This is a genomic window from Nocardiopsis kunsanensis DSM 44524 (assembly GCF_000340965.1).
GTDB classification, from domain to species: domain Bacteria; phylum Actinomycetota; class Actinomycetes; order Streptosporangiales; family Streptosporangiaceae; genus Nocardiopsis; species Nocardiopsis kunsanensis.
This window is the reverse complement of record NZ_ANAY01000032.1, coordinates 29,540-52,842: the sequence shown is the minus strand read 5'-3', so window position 1 is coordinate 52,842 and position 23,303 is coordinate 29,540. Positions and strand designations below refer to the sequence as shown.

Annotated in this window: 2 protein-coding genes; both read left to right on the top strand. The window is 68.7% G+C overall.

What is annotated here, in order from left to right; all coding sequences use genetic code 11:
• Window positions 1-1,023 precede the first annotated feature (1,023 nt).
• Complete coding sequence (gene fabD, locus D456_RS0118325) at window positions 1,024-4,278, top strand: ACP S-malonyltransferase (protein WP_017577639.1); 3,255 nt, start codon at window positions 1,024-1,026, stop codon at window positions 4,276-4,278.
• Window positions 4,278-23,291 (top strand): SDR family NAD(P)-dependent oxidoreductase, encoded by a 19,014-nt coding sequence (locus D456_RS26680; RefSeq protein WP_152442612.1) that lies wholly within the window; start codon window positions 4,278-4,280, stop codon window positions 23,289-23,291. The genes fabD and D456_RS26680 overlap by 1 nt, the downstream gene beginning before the upstream one ends.
• Window positions 23,292-23,303 lie beyond the last annotated feature (12 nt).

The following is a 23,303-nucleotide window of genomic DNA, read 5'->3' as shown; positions in this document are numbered from 1 at the left end:
TCGCGCACGCCTTCCGGTCACTCACTACGGTGCCGGTGAGTCTGCTCGTGATCGGGGAGGACCCGTTCGCTGTGAGCGGCCGGGCCCCGGTAATGTCCGACCGGTGCAGTTACGCAATAACAACGATCCGTGTTCGCGCCATGATTGCGCGCATCCAGGAGGGGAGCTGGGGGCGAAGGCTTCCGGGCGGATTCAGAAGTTCTGTGCAGGGTCCGGGTGACCGCGTACCTTGTCGGCCTCCTGTCGTCTTTTGTTTCACCTTCCTTCTTTCTCTGCACCAAGATCCGTGACTCTGTGGAGTTGCTTGATTTCCTTTTGCGGTCTTCCTTGGCCTCGGTTCCAGTTCTGGGGTTCGGCTCGAAAAACATCGGTGTGCTCGGTCAGGTGTTTGTGGCGGACGATCGCAGGTGGTGCCGGGCATGGCCGTGAAACTGGAGGCCTTGCCCTTCCAGCGCATCGGAGTTCTCGCTCGTCGTTGAGGTCGGCCACAGAGATCGCGCGGGCCAACGGCAATCCCTGGCGGTCATGCAGCAGGTGAGCCAGAAGGCCATGCTTGGCTCCGCCTTCTCCTCCTCCCCTGGCTGTACCTGCTGGGGCCCGACGGTGGTGCTGTGTGAGGGCGTGTCGGCCGGCTCTCGGCGCGGGAGGCGGCGGAGGGCGGGCGCTTCCCAGGGGCACTGAGCAACGTATTACTCACAACACGTGATCATTCCAGGTGCGGGCTATTTCAAGATTTTATGGATGAACTCTGAATGTCACTGCCCGTCGGGCGGACCATGGCGAGTGGTTGATTTCTGTGGTTACATGAGGTCTTGGGTGAAATCATCCGGGTCCTAGTTCTTGTTACTGAGCAGTAGGCCGATGTCAGAGCCCTGTGCCGCTCTGCAAGTGATGTCCGTATCTGGTCAGGCTTGAATCGTTTCTGGTGCTTATTGGCGTTATGCCCTATGGTGATGTCCTCCTTGCCTGTCTTTATACCTTTCCTGTCTGGAGGTGGACTTGAAGTCTAGGCAGACAGTTTTCATGTTCTCCGGTCAGGGGTCCCACTACTACGGGATGGGCCGAGAACTCCGCTCCTCCCACCCGGTCTTCGCGAGTGCCTTGGAGCGCCTCGACGGTGTCTTCGCGGGGGCAGGGCTGCCCGGGGTTCTCGAAGAGATCCATCGTGACGACCGCACGGCCGTCGATCCGTTCAGCCGACTGGAGTACACCCATCCGGCCATCCTCATGATCGAGCTGGCGATGGCCGAGACCTTGCGTGCCGAAGGCATCGAACCCGATCTGCTCCTGGGAGCCAGTCTCGGTGAGTTCGCCGCTGCGACCGTCTCGGGGAGCATCACCGAGGAGGAATTGGCGGCGGCCGTCTCCGAGCAGGTCCGACTGGTGACGACCCATTGTCCTCCCGGCGGGATGACCGCGATCCTCGAGGACGTCGAAACCCTGAAGAGGGACCTCCTGCCCGGCGCTGATGTGGAGATCGCCGCAGTCAATTCCCCGAGACACCTGGTCGTCTCCGGTGCCGACGAGCCCCTGGAACGCCTGGAGCGAGAACTGGCGGCCAGGAGGATCGTCCACCAGCGCCTGGCGGTCGACTACGCCTTCCACTCGGCCGGCATGGACGCCGCGGCCCCCGATTACCTGCGTTCATTGTCCGGCCTGCCGATGAGGACCCCGCGTATCCCCGTGGTCTCGTGCGAGTCCGCCGGTCAGCTCACGCGTTTCGAGCCCGGTCACCTGTGGCGCATGGTGCGCGACCCGGTCCGCTTCCGTGACACGATTCGCGACTTGGAGCACGAGGGCGGCCCCTTCCACTGCCTCGACCTCGGCCCTTCGGGAACGCTCGCCGGTTTCGCCCGGCAGAACCTGTCCGAGGACTCGCGCTCGGAAGCCACGACGATCCTCGACCCCTTCGCCCCCTCGGGGCGGGACCGGAAACGCATCGGCGAACTCCGACCCGGCGTTCCCGCCCACCGCTCACACTCCCCTCAGCGAGGTCAGCGCATGACGGCCATCCTCTTTCCCGGGCAGGGATCACAGAAGCGGGGTATGGGAAGGGATCTCTTCCCGGACTTCCCTGAACTCGTCGCTCAGGCGGACGAGATCCTCGGATACTCGATCGAGCGACTTTGCGTCGATGATCCCGGCAAGGAACTCGACGACACGCGGTTCACCCAGCCGGCCCTGTTCGTGGTGGGGGCCCTCTCCCACCTCCGCCGTGAACGTTCGGGGGCACCCGCACCCGACTACTTCGCGGGACACAGCCTCGGCGAGTACACGGCGCTCTTCGCAGCCGGAGCATTCGACTTCGGCACAGGCCTCCGACTGGTCCAGCGCCGGGGCGAGCTGATGTCACGCATGCGCGACGGTGCCATGGCGGCCGTCATCGGATTGTCGGAGGACGGTGTCCGCTCGGTACTGGAGACGGCCGATGCCCAAGGTGTGGAGCTGGCCAACCACAACTCCCCGGAGCAGATCATCGTGTCTGGGGACAGAACCGCCGTCGAAGGTGCGAAGCAGGCGTTCACCGACGCCGGAGCCAGGGCGTACCTTCCCCTCAAGACGAGTGGAGCCTTCCACTCACGCCTCATGGGGCCCGCGAGCCGTGAGTTCGCGCGTTTCCTCGACGAGGTCGAGTTCACACCGCCCCACACGCCCGTGATGGCCAACGTCACGGCGAGACCGCACGTCCATGGGGACCTCCGCCGGAGCCTCACACAGCAGTTGGTCGAACCCGTCCTCTGGGCACAGACGGTCCGGTATCTGCTGGACCTGGGAGAGACCGATTTCGAGGAACTCGGCCCTGGCCGTGTACTCACCGGGCTCGTCGACAAGATCCGGGAGACCCACCGGGAAGCGGGGACCGAGCGTTCTCGAACGACCGTGCCGCCGGCCCCGGCCGACACCGGTCCGGGCGGGCGCTTGACGGCGCGGACGTTGGGAAGCGAGACCTTCCGCCGTGCCTACGGAGCGAAGTACTCCTACGTCTGCGGTTCGATGTATCGCGGGATCGCCTCGGAAGAACTCGTGGTCCGCGCGTCCCGAGCCGGGATCCTGGCCTTCTTCGGAACGGGCGGGTTGGACCGGGGCCGGATCGAGAGGGCTCTCCGATCCATCCGGAGCCGGGTCGGTGAAGGGGCGCCGTTCGGGATGAACCTCGTCCACGATCCCACCCTTCCGTCCGTGGAGGAAGAGACCGTCGACCTGTTCCTCGAACACGGAGTGGACATCGTCGAGGCGTCGGCGTTCATGAGGATCACCCCGGCGCTCGCCCGTTATCGGATCAAAGGGTTGCGATCGTGGAACGGTCGGGTCGAACCCGGGAACAGGATCATCGCCAAGGTCTCCCGGCCGGAGGTCGCCGAGGCGTTCTTCTCCCCCCTGCCCGAGCGGATGGTCCGTCGCCTCGTCGAGCAGGGGCTCGTCAGTGAGGAACAGGCCGCGCTGGCCTCACGGGTCCCCGTGGCCGATGACGTGTGCGTGGAGGCCGATTCGGGTGGACACACCGACGGTGGCCACCTGTCGGTGCTCCTTCCGGCGATACGCAGTATGCGCGACACCTCGCACGGGGAACACGGATACGACCGGCCCGTCGGTGTGGGGGCCGCCGGGGGGATCGGGACACCGGAGGCGGCGGCCACCGCATTCCTCCTGGGCGCCGACTTCGTCCTCACCGGTTCGATCAACCTCTGCACCGTGGAGGCCGGTATGAGCGAGCCGGTCAAGACCATGCTCGAGGCGATCGAGGTCCAGGACACCGATTACGCGCCCGCTGGGGACATGTTCGAGTTGGGCGCTCAGGTCCAGGTCCTCAAGAAGGGCGTCTTCTTCCCCGCCCGGGCGCGCAAACTCCACGAGCTCTACCGCAGCCACGAATCGCTGGACGAGATCGACCCGGAAATGCGCTCCCGCATCGAGACCCGTTACTTCGGGAGGACCTTCGAAGAGGTCTGGAAGGAGACCGAGGCCTACTTCCTGGAACGCGATCCGGAAGAGGTTCGCAAGGCCGAGCAGAACCCCAAGCACAAGATGGCGCTCGTGTTCCGCTGGTACTTCGGCCACAGCCAGCGCGCGGCCATGGAGGGCGACGACTCGTGCCGGGTGGATTACCAGGTCCACTGCGGCCCCGCCCTCGGAGCCTTCAACCAGTGGATCCGCGACACCCCCCAGCGCTCCTGGAGGGAACGGCACGTGGACGAGATCGGCGTCCGTCTGATGACCGAGACCGCTGCCTATCTGCAACGGAGAATGTCCGTCTTGTTGGGGGAGGAGCGGTACTGATGCCGACAACGCCCGTGAACAGTGCCGGGAACGCCGTCGCGGTGGTGGGTCTTTCCTGCCGCTTTCCCGGGGCTCGCAACCACCACGAATTCGCCGCGAACCTGAACGCCGGAACCTCTTCCATCGGGCAGATCGAGGCCGACCGATGGGACCTCTCACGCTTCTACTCCCCCGACGTCACCGCGCCCGGACGAAGCGTCAGCAAGTGGTGCGGCATGGTCGAGGAACCTTACGGTTTCGACCACCTCTTCTTCCGGATCTCGCGGAGGGAGGCACGGTCGATGGATCCCCAGCAAAGACTCCTGCTCCAGGAGTCCTGGAACTGCGTGGAGGATTCCGGCATCGACCTGGGCCACCTCCGGCGAGCGCGTACCTCGGTCCACATGGGAGTGATGGGCCGGGACCACCTCCAGGCCGCCACTGACCCGGGCGTCCCCGTCGAGAGCCACTCCGGGCTGGGGGGATACGACTGTCTTCTGGCCAACCGGGTCTCCCACGTCCTCGGTCTGCGAGGGGCGAGTGTCTCGGTGGACGCCGCGTGCGCGTCCTCGCTCGTCTCAGTCCACATGGCGGCGCGCTCCCTCACTCAGGGCGAGACCGATTTCGCGTTGGCGGGCGGCGTGAGCCTGAACCTGCACCCGTGGAAGTACATCTCCTTCTCCAAAGCACGCATGCTCAGCCCGCGGGGCCTGTGCAGGACCTTCGACAAGAGCGCGGACGGCTATGTGCCCGGTGACGGGGTGGCCGTCCTCCTCCTGCGCCGACTGGAGGACGCCGAACGGGACGGCGACCACGTCTACGGGGTCATCAGGGGAGGAGCGGTCAACCACGGGGGCAACCGTCCCACAATCACGGCCCCCACGGTCGATTCCCAGGTCGATGTGGTCACAGCGGCGCTGGAGGGTTCCGGGACCGATCCCCGGACCGTGGGTTACGTGGAGGCCCATGGGACCGGTACATCGCTCGGCGACCCGGTGGAGGTGGAAGCGCTGCGCCGTGTCTTCACGGAGGCCTCACAGGACACGGGTTGGTGCCGGATCGGCTCCGTCAAACCCAACATCGGTCACCTGGAGGCCGCGGCCGGCGCTGCGGGACTGATCAAGGTCCTGATGATGATGCGTGACCGGGTGGTCCCGCCCAGCGTCCACATCAGTGAACCGAACCCCCTCATCGATTTCGAGGACGGCCCGTTCAGGCTCGCCCTGGCCCCGGAGGACTGGACGTCCGAGGAGCCGGACGAGCCCCTGAGGGCCGGGGTCAGTTCCTTCGGTATGGGAGGTGTCAACGCGCACATGGTCGTCGAGGAACACTTGCCCTCCTCCGGGCGGTCGGCGGAGCCACACGGAGAGGGGGAGGACCCCGGTGCCCACCCCTTCCTGTTGTCCGCGCACTCGGCCGCTTCCCTGCGGAGGAGTGTCGACGAGTGGAAGAGGTTCTTGGCCGCCGGAGGAGCATCCACGGTGTCCGTACCCGACGTCTGTGCCACCCTGGCGACCGGCCGTACGCACTCGGGACACCGTCTGGCGGGCGTGGTCCACGACCTGGACGACATCGCACAGATCATTGGTGACGGTGTTCCCTCCGAGCCCCCGGCCCAGCACGAGGACTGGTGGCTCCGTGTGGGACAGGTGAGTCTGCCCTCGGCCCCTGTCGTCCGGGAGTTCATCGACTCGCCCGGACCGCGTGGTGTCCTCGACACGACGGCGGAGGCCACCGACGGCCTCGCCGGGACGGTGGAGCGGCTCAGGGCGGGGGAACAGGGTCCAGGGGAACAGTGCCTCTTCGGGTATCTCCTCCTCAGGTTCCTGCTCGATCACGGGCTGGAGCCCGCGGCAGTCTGTGCCCCCGGACCGGGTCTCTGGCCTGCCCTGGCCGCGGTCGGCTCCCTGGACCCCGCTGACGCAGTACGGATCGCCGAAGGCGTCGCCGCGGGAGGAGAAGAACTGTTCGCTCCCACCGTCCCCCTCGTCGACCCGGCCACTGGGGAGCCTTGGAACGCTCCGGTCCCGGACGGGCAGCATCTCCGTTCCCTGCTTGTCGACACGGCCCCGAACGGGGACGAACACGCGAGACTCGTCGCGAAGGGCGCGTCCTTGGTCGAGGGCCAGCACACCTTCCGCAACAACCTCCGGGAATGGAACAGTTCACTCCACGCGCACGGACGATCGGACCGGGAGGTACCGATCGAGGCCGCCGGCCTCCAGGACGCCTCGGAACCGGAGGGCGAACGGTCCCTGTTCACGGCCCTCGCCGTGCAGAACGCGCTTGACAGGCTCAACCGTAAGTGGGATCTGCCCCGGGAACGAGTGTTCACCGATCCACACCTGGGCGAGGTCCTGGACCTGCTCCTCGAAGGGTTGCTGACCGCCGAGGACGTGCTCGAACTCCTGGAGGACGGGGACGCCGATGCGGTCGCCGAACGGATGGCGGGCCGGTTCCGTCTCCTTCCCCGAGAGGCCCTTCGTACATCGCCGACGGCCCGGAGATGGGCGAGCGACGGTATGGGCACGGTCGCGCAATGGCGGAGCAGGGCCGAGAACGGCTCATTCACCGATCCGCCGCCGGGAACGGCGGTCCTGAGCATCGGCGAGTGCACGGGAACGGCCGACACCGGAGCGGCCCACGTGGAGATCGGTGGCGAGGAGTCGCTCACCGGCCTGCTGGTACGCCCCCTCACGGAGCTGTGGCTCGCCGGGGCACGGCTCGACTGGGGCGTCCGGTATCCGGGAGGCACCTTCCGGAAGACACCTCTGCCCACACGTGTCTTCGACCCCCACCACCACCGTCTCGACGGCCCCGCCGAACCCGTGGCCGCACACGGGTCCGCGGAATCGGAGGCTGCCGGAACCGGCGAGGACGAGGTCATGGGGGTCGAGTCCTACTGGCGCCAGGCCACAGAGGACCCGCCGCAGGCCACGCCCGAGAGCGCGGTCCTCGTGGTGGTGGCCGACGGCGCCGGTGCACAGGAGCAGGAGAGGGCCTCCCGCGCGTTCTCCCCACGGCCGGTGTACTGGGCCCGGGAGGGGGACTCGTTCACCGAGACCGCCGAGGGCTGGCTCGTGCGGCCCCGGGAACGTGAGGACTGGTCCCGCGTCGTGGGCTCCGAACGCCTTTCCTCCGGGACGGAGACGACCGTCGTCGTCCTGGGAACACGTGAGTGGAAGGACGAGGACACGAGCGATTCCGTCACCGAGGCCGCGCTCGTCCTCTTCCCTCTGCTCCAAGCCCTGTCCGCGGAACGGGAACGCTTCGGGCTCGTCCACGCCGGCCGGGCCGTGGACGGAGCCCCCGGGCCGGTGTCGAGTGCGGTCGCTGGGCTCTCGGCGAGCCTGCGCCGTGAGACCGCCGCGGCCCGACTGGTCGCGCTGGCGATGGACGGACCGCCGCAGGGAGAAGAGTTCTGGACCGCGCTGGCCGACGAGACGGCACGGGACGGGCACGGTGCCGTTCTCCGAGTGGGAGGCCGCCGTTTCCTGCGTCGCCATCGGGTCATGGAGACCGGTGCGGTCCGACCGCTCCCGGAACGGCCCGCGCCCGGCAGCGGGACGTACCTCGTGGCCGGGGGCGGCGGGGGCCTGGGTGTCCTGACAGCCCGCCACCTCCTGCGTGATCCCGGGAACAAGGTGGTTCTCCTGGGACGCTCCCCGAACGCTCCTGCCGACGCGGCCGATCTGATCACCGAGTGCGGTACACGGGCCACCTACCTCAGCGCGGACATCACCGACCCGGACGCCCTTTCCGCCGCAGTGGAACACGCACGGTCCGCCTACGGGCCGATCACCGGAGTGGTTCACGCGGCCGGGGTCCTGAGGGACGGATCCCTTCCCACGAAGACGGAACAGGACGTCCGGGCGGTCCTGGCACCGAAGGTGACCGGGACCGTCAACCTCGACGAAGCCACTCGGGACGATCCGATCGAGGTGTTCGTGCTCTTCTCCTCGGCCGTGGCCGTTGTGGGGAACCCCGGTCAGACCGATTACGGTTTCGCCAACTCCTTCCTGGACGGCTTCGCAGGCCGGCGCCGTTCGGTAACCGAGCGTTCCGGACGCACGGTGGTCATCCACTGGCCCCTGTGGGCAGAGGGCGGGATGAGCGTGGGTGAGGAATCCACGGGCGTGTTCGGCCCGACGACGGGACTGACCCCCCTACCGACCGGTATCGGGCTCGCACTGTTCGACGATGCACTCGTCTCCGCGAACGACAACCACACCTTCCTCCACGGCGGGAACGTCGAGGCCCCTGCCCTCCTGGAGCCGCGTGCGTTCGCTCCCCCTTCCGTCGACACCGAGCAGCCGGTCGACGGGGACGCGGCGCTGGACGCGGCGCGTTCGTACTGCGCTTCGGTGCTCTCCGACCTGCTCTCCGTCCCGGAGGAGGAGATCGATCACGATCTCGGGCTCGACCAGTACGGTCTGGACTCCATCCTCATCACGCAGTTCAGCACACGCCTGGAGAACGACCTCGGCGTGGTCGCCCACACCCTGTTGTTCGAATGCAGGACCCTGGATCAGGCGGCCTCTCGGATCGCCGCCCAGGCCCCCGCGGCGCTCCTGGCACGGAAGGGAACACAGGGGCCGGAGGCCGCCACGCAGCACCACGGGGCCCTTCCACCTCCCGTGCCCACGACCGTGCCGGTACCGGAACGCGAGGAGGACGCCGACGACGGTGCCGTTGCGATCATCGGCCTGGACGGCCGCTACCCGGGCACCGACGACCTGGACGGCTTCTGGGACGGCCTCCTCCACGGCAGGGACGCCGTGACGGAGATCCCCTCGGAGAGGTGGGACCACCGCCTGCACTACGCCCCCGAAGCGGCCGATGAGGGCGGCATGTACTGCAAGTGGGGTGCCTTCCTACGGGACGTCGACTGTTTCGACCCGTTCTTCTTCGGTATTTCACCGCGTGAGGCCGAGATGATGGACCCCCAGGAGCGGCTCTTCCTCCAGAGCGCGTGGCGGACCTTCGAGGATGCCGGTTACCCGCCGTACAGGCTGGGGGAAGCGGACAGCGCCGGTGGTCGTTCGGTCGGTGTATTCGTGGGGGTGACCACCCAGTCCTACCTGTTGTGGGGGCCGGACCACCGCAGGCGAGGAGGCAGGGCCGTCCCGAACTCCATGCCGTGGTCGATCGCCAACCGGGTCTCCTACTGGATGGACCTGCACGGACCGAGCATGCCCGTGGACACGGCCTGCGCGTCGTCGCTGAGTGCCCTGCACCTGGCGTACGAGAGCCTGAGCCGGGGCGAGTGCGGTATGGCGCTCGTAGGAGGGGTCAACCTCTACCTGCATCCGAGCAAGTACGAGTGGCTGTGCCAGATGCAGATGCTCTCCCGGAGCGGGCGCTGCCACACCTTCGGTTCGGAAGCGGACGGTTTCGTTCCCGGCGAGGGGGTGGGGGCCGTCCTGCTCAAGCCGCTCCGACGGGCCAGGGCCGACAACGACCGCATCCTCGGTGTCGTCCGCGGCACCGCCGTCAACCACGGGGGGCGCACCAACGGTTTCACCGTCCCCGACCCCCGTGCCCAGGCCGAACTCGTGGACACGGCGCTGAGGAGAGCGGGCCTCGGGCCCGACGACATCGATTACGTGGAAGCGCACGGGACGGGGACGGCCCTGGGCGATCCAGTGGAGATCGCCGGGCTGCGCCAGGTCTTCGACGGAGCGGGTCCTTCCGAGGTCGCGATCGGTTCGGTCAAGACCAACATCGGCCATCTGGAGTCCGCCGCCGGCATCGCGGGGCTCACCAAGGTCCTGCTCCAGATGCGCCACCGAACCCTCGTGCCCTCCCTGAACGCTGAGCACGACAACCCGCGCATCGACTTCGCCGAGACGCCCTTCCGCTTGCAGAGGCAAGCAGCCGTATGGCACCAGAAGCCGACCGGGGAGGCCCCGGGCGAGTACAGCCCGCGCAGGGCCGGTATCAGCGCCTTCGGCGCAGGCGGCTCCAACGCCCACGTGGTCGTCGAGGAATACACGGGCGCCCTCCCCCCGAGAGGAAGCGCGGGGGGCCTGCACCTGGCCGTGGTCTCGGCGCGGGACGAGGAACGCCTGCGCGCGTGGTGCGGGGTCCTTGCCGGGGCGCTCCGGGCGATGGACGAGCTCCCCCCGCTCTCAGAGGTTGCCCACCAACTCCAGGTCCGGAGGGAACCCCTCCAACGGCGCGTGGCCTACCTGGTCCACGACGTGGACGAACTGATCGAACGGTTGAGGGACGAGGAACAGGGCGAATACCGCCACGAGGACCGGTGGGCCGGCGGGGGGCGCCCGGTGAACACCGCCCGCGCCGAGGTGGAACGGGCCCTCGCGGAGGGAGACCTTCCCGCGTTGGCCGCCCATTGGGTCGCCGGAGCACGCGTCCCCTGGGCCCGGATGTACCCGGAGCCGTTGCGGCACGTCGAGCTCCCCGGCTACCCCTTCGCCCGGGAACGCCATTGGCTTCCCCGCCCGCCCGAGGGGGCGCGTGGCCTCTCCTGGCCGCAAGGGGGCGGCCCGGGCGCGGAGCACCCCTTCGTCGACGTCTTCGAGGACGGGGAGGGGTCCGTCCTGTTCAATGGGGAGGAGTTCTTCCTCGACGACCACCGTGTGGACGGGGTACCGGTCTTTCCCGCCGTGGGATACCTGGAGATGGTGGGAGCGGCGGCGCGGTCCTTGGGGGCGCGTGTCCGTTCCCTGAAGAGCAACGTCTGGGACGCACCCGTCACCGTCGAGGAACCCCGCCGGGTGCACATCGCGCTCACCGAGCGGACGGGCGGGTACTCCTACGAGGTCTTCAGCCACAGCTCCGACGGTGAACGCCTCGTCCACGGTCGGGGCAGGGCCGAGACCGGAACGCCGGCGCCGGGTGCGGAGCCCGAGCCCGTGGACGTAGACGCGGTACGTGCGCGCTGCTCCGAACAGATCGAGGCCCGGGAGTTCTACCCGCGTGTCCACGAGCGCGGTCTCCAACTGGGTCCGGGCTACCAGGGGGCCAGGCGGTTCCACTTCGGCCGGGACGAGGTCCTGAGCGAGCTCCGCCTGCCCGAACACCTGGAGACCGGTTCCGAAACCTTCGCACTGCACCCGAGCGTGCTGGACTCGGCCCTCCAGGGTTCCTTGGAACTCATCGCACGGAGAGGACCGGGATCCGGCCTGCACCTGCCCTTCACCATCGGTTCCGTCGAGGTTTTCGGCCCGCTGCCGCGGCGGTGCTCGGCCCACGTGGTCCTGCGTACTGCCACGGAGAACGGCGGCAAGTTCGAAGTACGTGTCCTGGACGAGGCGGGAACGGTCCTGGTCCTCGTCCGCGACTTCTGGCTGCGGCCCTGGAAGGCACAGCTCCCGGCCCCGGAGAAGGCGCAGACGCCGGGCTCCTTCTTCCACCCCGTGTGGGAGGACACCCCGCTCTCCACCGCCTCCGCTCCGGGACAGGACGCGGAACGCGCGGTGACGGTCCTCCTCGCGCCCTCGCTGGAGGCGGGGCGGATGCTCCTGCGTGCCAGGGCCGGTACGGGGACGGCCGTCGTCGCCGTCCCCGGCGAGGCCTACAGGGAACGGGGGAACGGCGAGTTCGAGGTCCGTCCCCACGAAGCGGAGGATCTCACCAGGCTGGTGTCCGCTCTCCCCACCGCTGCCCGTAGGGACGTCGTGGTCCTGTGGTCGAGGACGGTCTTCAGCGGTACTGTCCACGAGTTCGAGGGCCAGTTCGCCGACGGCCTCGTCCCGCTCCTGCACCTGACGCGCGCGGTCCTCTCCGCCGGCGACCGGACCCCCACCCGTTTCCTGTACGTCTTCCCCGGAGAACGGGGGAACCTCCAACCCGCCTACGAGGCCCTCGGCGGGATGCTGCGTACAGCGGGCAGGGAGAGCCGGCGTCTGTCCCACCGCCTCCTGGAACTTCCGGTCTCCGGCATAACCGCCCTGGCTGCGGGGGACCCGAGCGGCTCCCTCGCACCGATCGAGGCGGAACTGGACGCGGGATGGGAGGAAGGCCAACACGTCCGGTACGAGCGGGGACGGCGTCTGGCCAGGATCTGGAAGAACGGCCTGTCCCAAGAGGCAGCCGCCCCTTCCCCGCTCCGACGCGGCGGCGTCCACGTGATCACGGGAGGCGCCGGCGGTCTGGGGGCCCTCACCGCCCTTCACCTGGCCTCCACCGTCTCCGCACGGATGGTACTGGTCGGACGCTCCGAAGCCGGCACCGGAACGCAGGCCCTGCTCCGCCGGATCCGCGAAGCCGGTGGGGAGGCGATCTACCTCAGCGCGGACGTGTCCGGGGCGGAGGGCGCCGAACACGCGGTACGCACGGCCAGGGAGACCTACGGCGCGGTCAACGGGGTCTTCCACTGCGCGGGTGTCCTGAGGGACGGCTACCTGATGCACGAGAGCGCGCCCAGGGTCGAGGAGGTCGCCTCGCCCAAGATGCGGGGCGCTCTCCACCTGGACAGTGCCACACGCGACGATCCCCTCGACCTGTTCGTCCTGTCCTCCTCGATCGCCTCGGCGCTCGGGAACCCGGGGCAGGCGGGCTACTCCTACGCGAACGCTTTTCTGGACGCCTTCGCAGAATGGCGCAACGAACGGCAGGAGCGGGGAACGCGTTCGGGAACGACGCTCTCGGTGAACTGGCCCCTCTGGGCCGAGGGCGGCATGGGTGTGGACGAGCAGGTCCGCGTGTACCTGGCCGACCGTCTGGGGATCGCGCCCCTGGAGACCGCCCCTGGGCTCGCCGCCATGGACCAGCTGCTCACGCGTTCGGCGGGGCAGGTGCTGTTCGTTCCCGGACACGGAGCCGGTGTCGCCGCTCTCTTGAAGGCCGACGTGAGCGAACCGGAGAGGGAAGTACCTGTGCCCGCACCCGTTGAGGTCGTGCCTGTTCCACCAGCCGGAGAGGCCGGTGGCGACGGGAGTGCCCTGCGCGCCCTGCTGTCGGAGGAGGTGGCCGACACGGTCGGGTTCGACCCCGCACGGGTGGAGCCGGACGCGGACATCGGGGACTACGGGTTCGACTCGATCTCCTTCGGCAAGCTCGCCAACAAGGTGAACCAGAGGTTGGGAACCGATCTCACCCCTGCCGCTTTCTTCGAGTACACCTCCGTCGACGCCGTGGCCCTGCATCTGGAGGAGTCCTTCCCCGACGAGGTCGCCGCCCTCCGTGCGCCGCGGAGGGAAGTCACGGACACGGACGCGGAGAGCGAGGAGCGCTCCGCCGGGCCCCAGAAGACCGGGGGCACCGCCGCCCCGTCGCCGCAGACCGCGTCGCCGAGGGTTCCTTCCGCCGCCCCTGTCGCGGAACGGGAACCGATCGCCGTCGTCGGTATGCACGGTGTCCTGCCCGGGTCCGGCGACCTCGACGAGTACTGGCAGCACCTCGACAACGGTCGTGATCTGGTCACTGAGATCCCCGCCGACCGCTGGGACTGGCGCGAGTACTTCGGAGACCCCCTCGACGAGCCCGGTACCACCAACAGCAAGTGGGGCGGTTTCCTCCGGGACGTGGACCGCTTCGACGCGCGCTTCTTCGGTATCTCGCCCCGCGAGGCCGAGTTGATGGATCCGCAGCAGAGGCTCTTCCTGGAGACCTCGTACAAGGCCATCGAGGAGGCCGGGTACAAACCCTCGGACCTCGCCCGGGAGCGGACCGGCCTGTTCGTCGGCGTCGCCACTCACGACTACTACGAGCTCCTGAACGAGGCGGGAGTGCCCGTCGAGGCCTACACCACCACGGGTATGTTCCACGCCATCCTGGCCAACCGGGTGTCCTACCTTCTGAACCTCAAGGGCCCCAGTTTCCCCATCGACACGGCCTGTTCGAGTTCCCTGGTGGCGATCCGATCGGCCGTCGAGTCGATCTGGAGCGGCGGGTGCGATACGGCGATCGCCGGCGGGGTGAACCTCCTCCTCGCGCCGATGATCTACATCTCCTTCGCGCGTGCGGGGATGCTGAGCCCTGACGGCCGGTGCAAGGCTTTCGACGAGAGTGCCAACGGCTACGTCCGCGGGGAGGGGGCCGGTGCGCTCCTGCTCAAGCCGCTCTCCCGGGCGATCCGCGACGGGGACCACGTCCACGCAGTCATCCGCGGTAGTGCTGTGAACCACGGCGGCCGGGTGAACACCCTGACCACCCCCAACCCCAACGCCCAGTCCGACCTCATCGTGCGGGCCTTCGAGGAAGGCGGGGTGGACCCGGAGACCGTCGGGTACATGGAGGTCCACGGCACCGGGACCGCTCTGGGCGATCCCATCGAGATCAACGGCCTGAACCGGGCGTTCAGGGAGTTGAGGGACCGTTCCGGGCTACCCCGGCTCACCGAGCCCACGACCCTGGTCGGTTCGGTCAAGTCCAACATCGGCCACCTGGAGGCCGCAGCGGGCATGGCCGGGATCTTCAAAGTGATCCTGTCCATGAAGCACGGCCGTGTCCCGGGTAACCTGCACATCGAGAACGTCAACCCGCAGATCAAGCTCGAAGGCGGCCCCCTACGGTTGGCGGAGTCCACGCAACCCTGGCCGCGGCCCCGCACCGAGGGAAAGGGTGAATCGCCGCGCAGAGCAGGTGTCAGCTCTTTCGGTTTCGGTGGTGTCAACGGGCACGTCCTGCTCGAAGAATACGTCGAACCCGGCCCCGGAGCCGTCGCGGACCCCATCGGACCACAGCTCGTCGTCCTCTCCGCACGCACCCCCGAACGCCTGGCGGAGTACGCCGGCACGATGGCCAGGGCCGCCCGCTCGGCCGCGGTGCCCGGGAACGAGCAGGGAGACGTGAAGGAGGCCGTCGCCGCCGAGATCGCGGCTCTGCTCGGTGTGCGCTCCACGGACATCCACGCCGACGACACCTTGGAGGAACTCGGGCTCGTCTCGGGCCGCCTCACCGACCTGCGCGTGCGCCTCGTGGAGATCTTCGAGCCGGTAGCAGCGTTCGATGGTCCGACCCCCGAGCACACCGTCGCCGATCTGGCTGCGGAGGTCTGCGGGGACGCGACACGAGGGGACGCCCCCGAGGGTGGAGGGGGCAGGTGGTTGCGCGATGCCGCACACACGCTCCAGACCGGCCGGGAGGCGATGGAACACCGCTTGGCGGTCGTCGCCGAGAGTCCCTCCGCGCTCGCTGAGCAGCTCTCGCGGTTCGCGGAGACCACCGAACCCGCCCCTGGCGTGTACACGGGAACCGCCGGACCGGAGCCGGGACGCGAGCCCCCCAGCGGGGAAGACCCCCACGAGCTGGCCCGCCACTGGGTGAGCGGAGGCTCCGTGGACTGGGACGCGCTCCACCGGGGGGAACGTCCTCGGCGGATCTCACTGCCGACCTACCCTTTCGCACGCACCCGCCACTGGATCCCCGGAGGCGGTGTGCCATGGAGCCGTCGGGCCGGAGCCCTCGAGGCGCCACCGCATGCAGCCCTCCAGCGGGAAGAACCGGAGAAGAAGGAGGAAGAGACCGTTCCGGTCTGGATCGACTCCGGAACGGCCCTGGTCGACCAGCACCGGATCCGGGGCCGGGCCGTACTGCCCGGTGTGGCCCATCTGGAGTTGGCCAGGGGGGTGCTCGCCAAGTTCCTCGCCGAACCGGTCGAACTCCAACGCGTGTCCTGGTCGGTCCCGTTCGAGGTGTCCGTCCCCGGACGCGAACTCTCGGTGGAGGTCGCGGCCGACGGGCTCGGGGCCCGGTTCGAGATCAGCACATCGGACGGGGACACACGGACCGTTCACGTCCGGGGGAACGCCCGGGCCGTTCTCGACACATCGGAAGCCGATCCCCTCCCCGCCGAGGAGACGTTGTCGCGCTGCCCGGCCTCCGTGGACCACGAGACCGTCTACCGCTGCTTCTCGCGCCTCGGAATCGACTACGGTCCCAACTTCCGGACGCTGGGAGAGGTACGGATCGGTGAGGGCGAGGCGATCGCCCCGATCCTGGCCGCGGAGCCCGACACCGGGGACGAGTACGCCCTGTACGCCCCGGTGATGGACGCCGCCCTCCAACTCGTCACCGCCATGGAGTTCGAGCACGGTGACGTCCCCGCCACGACCCGTCTGCCGTTCTCCGTGGAATCGGTCCGGATCCTACGCCCCCTGCGCACGGCACGCTACGCTCGCGTCGAGGCCCTTCCCGGAGGGGGCCACGACGCGGTGCTCATGGACGACCGGGGCCGTGTCTGTGCCTGGTTGGGTGAAGTGACGGTCCGAGAGGTGAAGGACCCTTCCGCCGGACTCCTCTTCGCTCCCTACTGGCGCGAACGCCCGCTCAGCGGACCGCCCGCCGAGCCCGACACGGACGACCACCTCGTCGTACACCTGGGAGCCTCCTCGGAACTGTCCGGGAAGATCGCCCGGAACAGGGGCGAACACCGGGTGTGGAACCTGTACCTGACGGACCGCGACGGGAAAGTGGCCGAACGCGCCTGGGAGGCCGACAGCCGTTCCTCGGCGGGGATGGCACACGCACTCGGCGGAATGGGGCGGATCCGGCACGTCTGGGTCCTCGGCGACGTCCCTCCCCGGGGGCCGGGGAGTGCGCTAACCGGGGCCACCGAACGCAGCGCGCAGGTTCTGTTCCGGTTCGTCAAGGCCTTGGCCGACAGCGACCTGATCCAGGTCCTGAAGACCCTCAGGATCGCTGTCAGCGGTGTCCAGGACGTGGACGGAAACCGCGTCGACGATCCCCTCGCGGCGGGCCTCATCGGATTCTCGAAGTCCTTCGCCAAGGAATTCCCGCACATCGACACGGTCTGTGTGGATCTGGGAGTGGGGAGTGGGACGGACCTCTCCCCGGTAACGGCCTCCGCCCTGGTCGATTCCTTGTCGCGTGAACCCGCCCACCGCCGGGGAGAAGAGGTGGCGTACGCCTCGGGCAAGCGCTACGAGAAGGCGCTGGCACCTATCGGAATCCCTGCGCGACCGACGGGCCCGCCCTTCCGCAAGCACGGCCGTTACCTCCTCGTCGGAGGAACGGGCGGCATCGGGTCGACGTTGGCGCGCCACCTGGCACGCACCGTCTCCGCCCGAATGGTCCTGGTCGGCCGTCGTCCCCACGACACGGGGATCGACGACGAGATCGCGGCCATCGAGGCGTCGGGGGGCCGGGCCTTCTACCTTCGCGCCGACGTATCCGACCCGGAGGGTTCCGCATCGGCGCTGGCCGAGGCCAGAACGCTCCTCGGTGGGATCGACGGGGTGGTCCACACGGCAATGGTGCTGCGTGACGGCATCATCGAAAGGCTCGACGAGACCGGGTTCGACGAGGTGATGGCCCCCAAGGCAGCGGGAAGCATGGCGCTCGCAGGCCTGCTGGTGAACGAACCACTCGACTTCGTGCTCTTCATGTCCTCGGTCCAGTCGTTCACGGGTTCCGCCGGGCAGAGCAACTACGCGGCGGCCTCCATGGCCCAGGACGGCGTGGCCCGATGGCTGGCGCCGCGCGCCGATTATCCGGTCCGATCCGTCAACTGGGGGCTCTGGGGAACGGTGGGCCATGTCGCCTCACCGGAGTACCAGCAACGCCTGGCGTCCCAGGGGCACGGTTCCATCGGGCCGGCCGAGGGGATGGAGGTCGTCGAACGGGTCCTCTCCGGGGACGAACAACAGGTCGTCGCCGTCCGTGCGGACGAACGCGTCCTGTCCGCGATCGGCGCGGACCTCTCGGGCGAAGGGGCCGTGACCGTACCCGGAGCTCCCTTCACGCCCCTGAGCGCGGATGTCAACACCGAACAACGGGCGCTCGACTCGTTCGTCCGCGTGAACGCCGTGGATGTGCTGCGTTCGCTCGGCCTGTTCCGTGACGGCATTCGGGGTCACCTCCGGACGGAACTGGTCCGGGACACCGGGGCACTGCCCAAGTACGGCCCCCTGCTGGAGACACTGTGCGGCATTCTGGCCGGTCACGGGCACCTCCTCGAGGAGGAGGGGCGGTTCTTCCTGCCGAAGGCTTCCCCGGCCGGACCGGTCACGAGTGCTGACCACTTGGTGGAGGACTACCCCAACCTCTCGGCGAGAGTCGCGTTGGCGACCACCTGCCTGGCGGCCATGCCGCGGGTCCTGAGAGGGGAGGCGACCGCTGCGGAGGTCCTGTTCCCCTCGGGTGACACTGGACCGGTCTCCGGTATCTATCGCGATGAGGAACTCGTCGACCACTGCAACGCCCTCCTGGCCGACCGGGTCCGCGCCCGCGTGCTTCAGCGGATCCGCGACCCCCGGAGGACGGCCGGGGTCCGTGTCCTGGAGATCGGGGCCGGGACCGGGGCGACCACACGCAGCGTGCTCGCCGCTCTCGAAGGCCTACGGGGCGTCTCATACGACTTCACGGACGTCTCCGAACGCTTCTTGCGCCAGGCCGAGCGGGAACTGCCCCGCCACGGGGCCGAACTCGGTTTCCGGTCGTTGGACATCGACCTGCCCCTGGCCGAACAGGGGATCCGGCCGGGCCACTACGACGTGGTGGTGGCGGCCAACTCGGTCCACGCCTCCAAAGACCTCGACGCAGCCCTGGGCCGGGTGCGTTCACTGCTGGCGGAGGACGGGGAACTGGTGTTGACCGAAGTCACCCGAGTATTGGCCTTCCACACGGTCACCTTCGGTCTCCTCGACGGATGGTGGCACCACGCCGACGGGGACCGGAGGCTTCCGGGGTCTCCGCTGCTCGACGTGCACACGTGGCGCCGCAGGTTGGAAAGGGCCGGGTTCAGGCGCGCCGTCGCGTTGGGGACCTCCACCTTCCCAGGTGAACCGTCGCAGCGTGTGATCGCGGCCGGGACGGGAACGCCGGGATCCGTCCGGAAGGACCCGACAGGAGATGACCACGGTGTACCGGTACGTGAGGAGGAGGTCTCTCCGGTGAAGACGACGGGGCCCGTGTCGGCCGGCCTGGGCCCGCAGGTGTCCGGCATCATCCGCGGACTCGTGGCGGACTGCCTGGGCATGTCGCCCGAGGAGATCGACGGCGGTGCCCCCTTCACATCCGTCGGGGTCGACTCCATCGTCGGGGTCGAACTGATCAACCGGATCAACCACGAACTGGGGATCGTCCTCAAGACCATCGTGATCTTCGACCACCCGACGGTCGACGCCTTGACGGCCTTCGTCGTGGAGGAGCACGGAACGGCCCTGGCCGGGCGCCTCACCCCGGAGACCACAGGAGCGGAGCCAGCGGACGGTTCCGGAGAAGACACCGCCCATGGGCCGCCGGCGGCCGCCACCGGGCACACTTCCGGGGCCAGGGAGGAGGTGAGCGGTTCGGAAACGGCCGCTACGGCATCCACTCCTGCGGCACCATCGGGTTCCACGGGCTTCCGCGCCGTCAGGTTCGAACGCCCCGGACATCCGAAGGACCTCCGTATCCACGCCCTGGAACCGGTCGCTCCCGGACCCGGAGAGGTCGAGATCCAGGTCAGAGCATTCCCCGTCAACTTCTCGGATTTCCTCGCGGCCCGGGGCTTGTACCCGATGATGCCGGACTTCCCCTTCACTCCGGGGGTGGAGGTCTCGGGGATTGTTCGACGGACCGGTCCCGACGTACGGCGTCTGGAACCCGGCGACGAGGTGATCGCCCTGACCCGCCCCGAGATGGGTGGACAGGCCTCCGTGGTGATCACGGACGAGAGTTTCGCCGTCCGCAAACCCTCCAACGTGACACACGAGGAGGCCTGTGGTTTCCCCGTCGGGTTCCTGGCCATGTACCTCGCCCTGGAACGGGCTGGGATCCGAGAGGGTGAGCACGTACTCGTGGAGGCGGCCACCGGTACCAACGGGCTGATGGCGGTCCAGCTGGCCGGGATCGCCGGTGCCGAGGTCATCGCCACCGCCGGTTCGGCTGCCAAGGTCGACTTCCTGGCCGGATTGGGGCTCACCGACCCCATCGACCACAGTCGCTCCGACGTGGCCGAGCAGGTGATGCGCCGAACGGGTGGCCGCGGGGTGGACGTCGTGGTCAACACCCGGGCCGACGGGGCCCTGCAACGGGGGATCGATCTCCTGGCGCCCGAGGGACGCTATGTCGAGATCGCCGTGTTCGGGCTCCAGGCATCCGGCGGAGTCGACCTGTCCCGGATGGTCGACAACCAGAGCTTCCACAGCTTCAACACCAAGAAGTTCTTCCTCCGCCACCCCGAACAGCGCGTTCCCTACCTCCGGATCATGGCCGACCACCTGGAGACAGGGCGGATACGGCCCACGGTCGCCCACGTCGTGCCCTTCGACCGGGTCGCCGACGCCTACGCCCTCAAGGAGGACCGGGCCACGGTCGGCAGGGTCGTCGTGACGGTGCCCGAACCGGAGGTCCGGGACGGCTCCTCCTCCGACCGCACCGCCACCGCTCCCCGGCCCGGCGGACCCGAGAGCGGTCACCGCCGTGCACCGGGAGACATCGCTGTCGTCGGCATGTCCGGGCGGTTCCCGGGCGCGCCCGATCTCGGCACCCTGTGGACGAACCTGGAGAACGGTGTCAGCTCCGTACGCCCCGTCCCCCCGGAACGGTGGGACAGTGCCCGCTACTTCGACCCCGATCCCGCACGCCGCGACACCACCTACTGCGACCGTGGCGGTTTCCTGGAGAACATCGACCTGTTCGACGCCCCCTTCTTCGACGTCTCGGGCAAGGAGGCCGAACAGACCGATCCCCAGCAGAGGTTGTTCCTCCAGGAGTCTTGGCGGGCCCTGGAGGACGCCGGACACCCCAGCGGTTCGCTCGGCGGGACCTCGTGCGGCGTCTTCGTCGGTGTGGGGCCGAGCGAGTACCTGACCCGGATGAACAAGGCCGGGACGACCAAGGAGGCCCAGGCCTTCTGGGGCAACGAAGCATCCGTCCTGGCTGCCCGGATCTCCTACTTCCTCGACCTCAAGGGGCCGAGCATGGCCGTCAACACCGCCTGCTCGTCCTCCTTGGTCGCCCTGCACCTCGCGGTCCAGAGCCTGCGCAGCGGCGAGTGCGACATGGCCCTCGCCGGCGGTGTCTTCCTCACCCTGGCTCCCGACTATTTCGTCGTCGCCAGCAACGGGAACATGCTCTCCCCCGACGGAGTCTGCAAGACCTTCGACGACTCGGCCGACGGGTTCGGCCCGGGAGAGGGTGTGGGCGTGCTGGTACTCAAACCGCTCGAACGGGCTCTGGCCGACGGTGACCATGTCCACGGCGTCATCAAGGGCACGGCGATCAACCAGGACGGGCGGACCAACGGCATCACCGCGCCCAGCGGCCGTGCACAGACGGACGTGGAGACGGCGGCCTACGCCGCAGCCAGGATCGATCCGGACACGATCGGCTACGTGGAGGCCCACGGCACGGGCACGCGGCTCGGCGACCCCATCGAGGTCGAGGCGCTGACCAACGCCTTCCGGCGCTCTACCGACCGGAACGGGTTCTGCGCGATCGGTTCGGTCAAGACCAACATCGGCCACGCCGCTGCGGCCGCCGGCATCGCCGGGGTCGTCAAGACCCTCCTTGCCCTACGCCACCGCAGGATCCCCGCCTCGCTGAATTTCGAGCGCGCCAACCGGCACATCGATTTCGAGAGCACCCCCTTCTATGTGAACACCGAGCCGAAGGAGTGGTCCACGGACGGTTCGTCCCCCCGCAGGGCGGCCGTCAGCGGTTTCGGCTTCAGCGGCACCAACGCCCATGTCGTCCTGGAGGAGGCTCCCCCCGTCGAGCGGCACGTTCCGGACTGCGGCCCGGTAGCGGTGCTGCCGGTCTCGGCACAGACACCGACCGCGCTCCGGGCCCGGCTCGAAGACCTGTCGGCGTGGCTGGGAACCGCGGACCCGCGAGCATCGCTCGCGGAGATCGCCCACGAGCTCCAACACGGGCGCGACCATTTCCGGGAACGCACGGTCTTCCTGGCCACGACCAGGGAGGAGTTCGCCGAGCGCCTGCGGGAGGCGTTGACGGGAACGGATCTTCGGCCCGAGGGAGCACCGGACGGTGGTGCCCCCTCCTCCCTCCCCTTCCTCCGCGCGCAGGCCTATCTGCGCGGTGAGGAAGTGGACTGGGCGGCACTGTGGACGGGGCCGCGCGGCACCAGACTGCCCCTGCCCACTTACCCCTTCGACGGTCACCGCTACTGGTACACCGGCGAGGACACCGTGTACGGGGGAGGGGAGACCGTCGGGACACTCGCCCCACAGCCTCTCCCGTCCCCCGAGGGGAAACACAGGTCGGCGGTGACCCTCACGGGAGAGGAGAGCTTCCTCCGCGACCACGTCGTCCTGGGACAGCGGACCCTGCCCGGGGTCCTCGTCCTCGAACTCCTCCGACGCGCGGCCGACCGTTCCGGTGTGCGGGCGGACGCCGTCCGCAACCTGGTCTGGGAGAGTCCGGTCGCCTTCGACACGGGAACCCTCACCCTGGTTGTCACGTTGTCCTGGGCATCCTCGGGAACCGAATTCGAGATCTCCTCGACGGACGGTGCCGGGGAGCCGGTCAGGCACGCCACCGGAAAGCTCGCCGTCCTCGAGACGGGGGCCCGCACGGAGACGGTTGACCTGGACGCCCTCTCGCGCAGGTGTACCGGTCACGTGGACACGGTCGAGCACTACCGGCGACTGCGGGAGCGCGGGCTCGTCCACGGCCCGTCACTCACTTCCCTCACCGAGGTGCGCGCCGGAGAGACCGAGGCCTGTGCCCGGATCGAGCTGCCTACGGCAGCGGACGGGAGTTTCCCTGACGCTGCCTTGCACCCCGCGCTCCTCGACGGGGCGCTCCAGGTGTTGGCCGCCCTCGAAGACCCTGCCGACCCCCCCGTACTGCCCTTCGCGGTGGGAGAGGCCGCCTGGCCCCGCACGCTGCCCGCACGCTGCCGCGTACACGTCGTCGGGCGGCGGGGGACAGCGGACCGGGCGCTGAAGCATTACGACGTACGTATTACCGACGACCAGGGAAGGGTCCTCGTCTTCCTGACGGACCTCTCCACCAGACGACTCGAAACGAACCCCGTGCCGCAGGCCATCGGGACCGACGAGGCGCTCCGAGCGCTGCTGCGTCGGCTGGAGGCGGGCGAGATCGGGGAGACCGAGGCACGGGAAAGCATGGAGGCCATCCTTGCTCAGCGATGATCAGAACCGGGA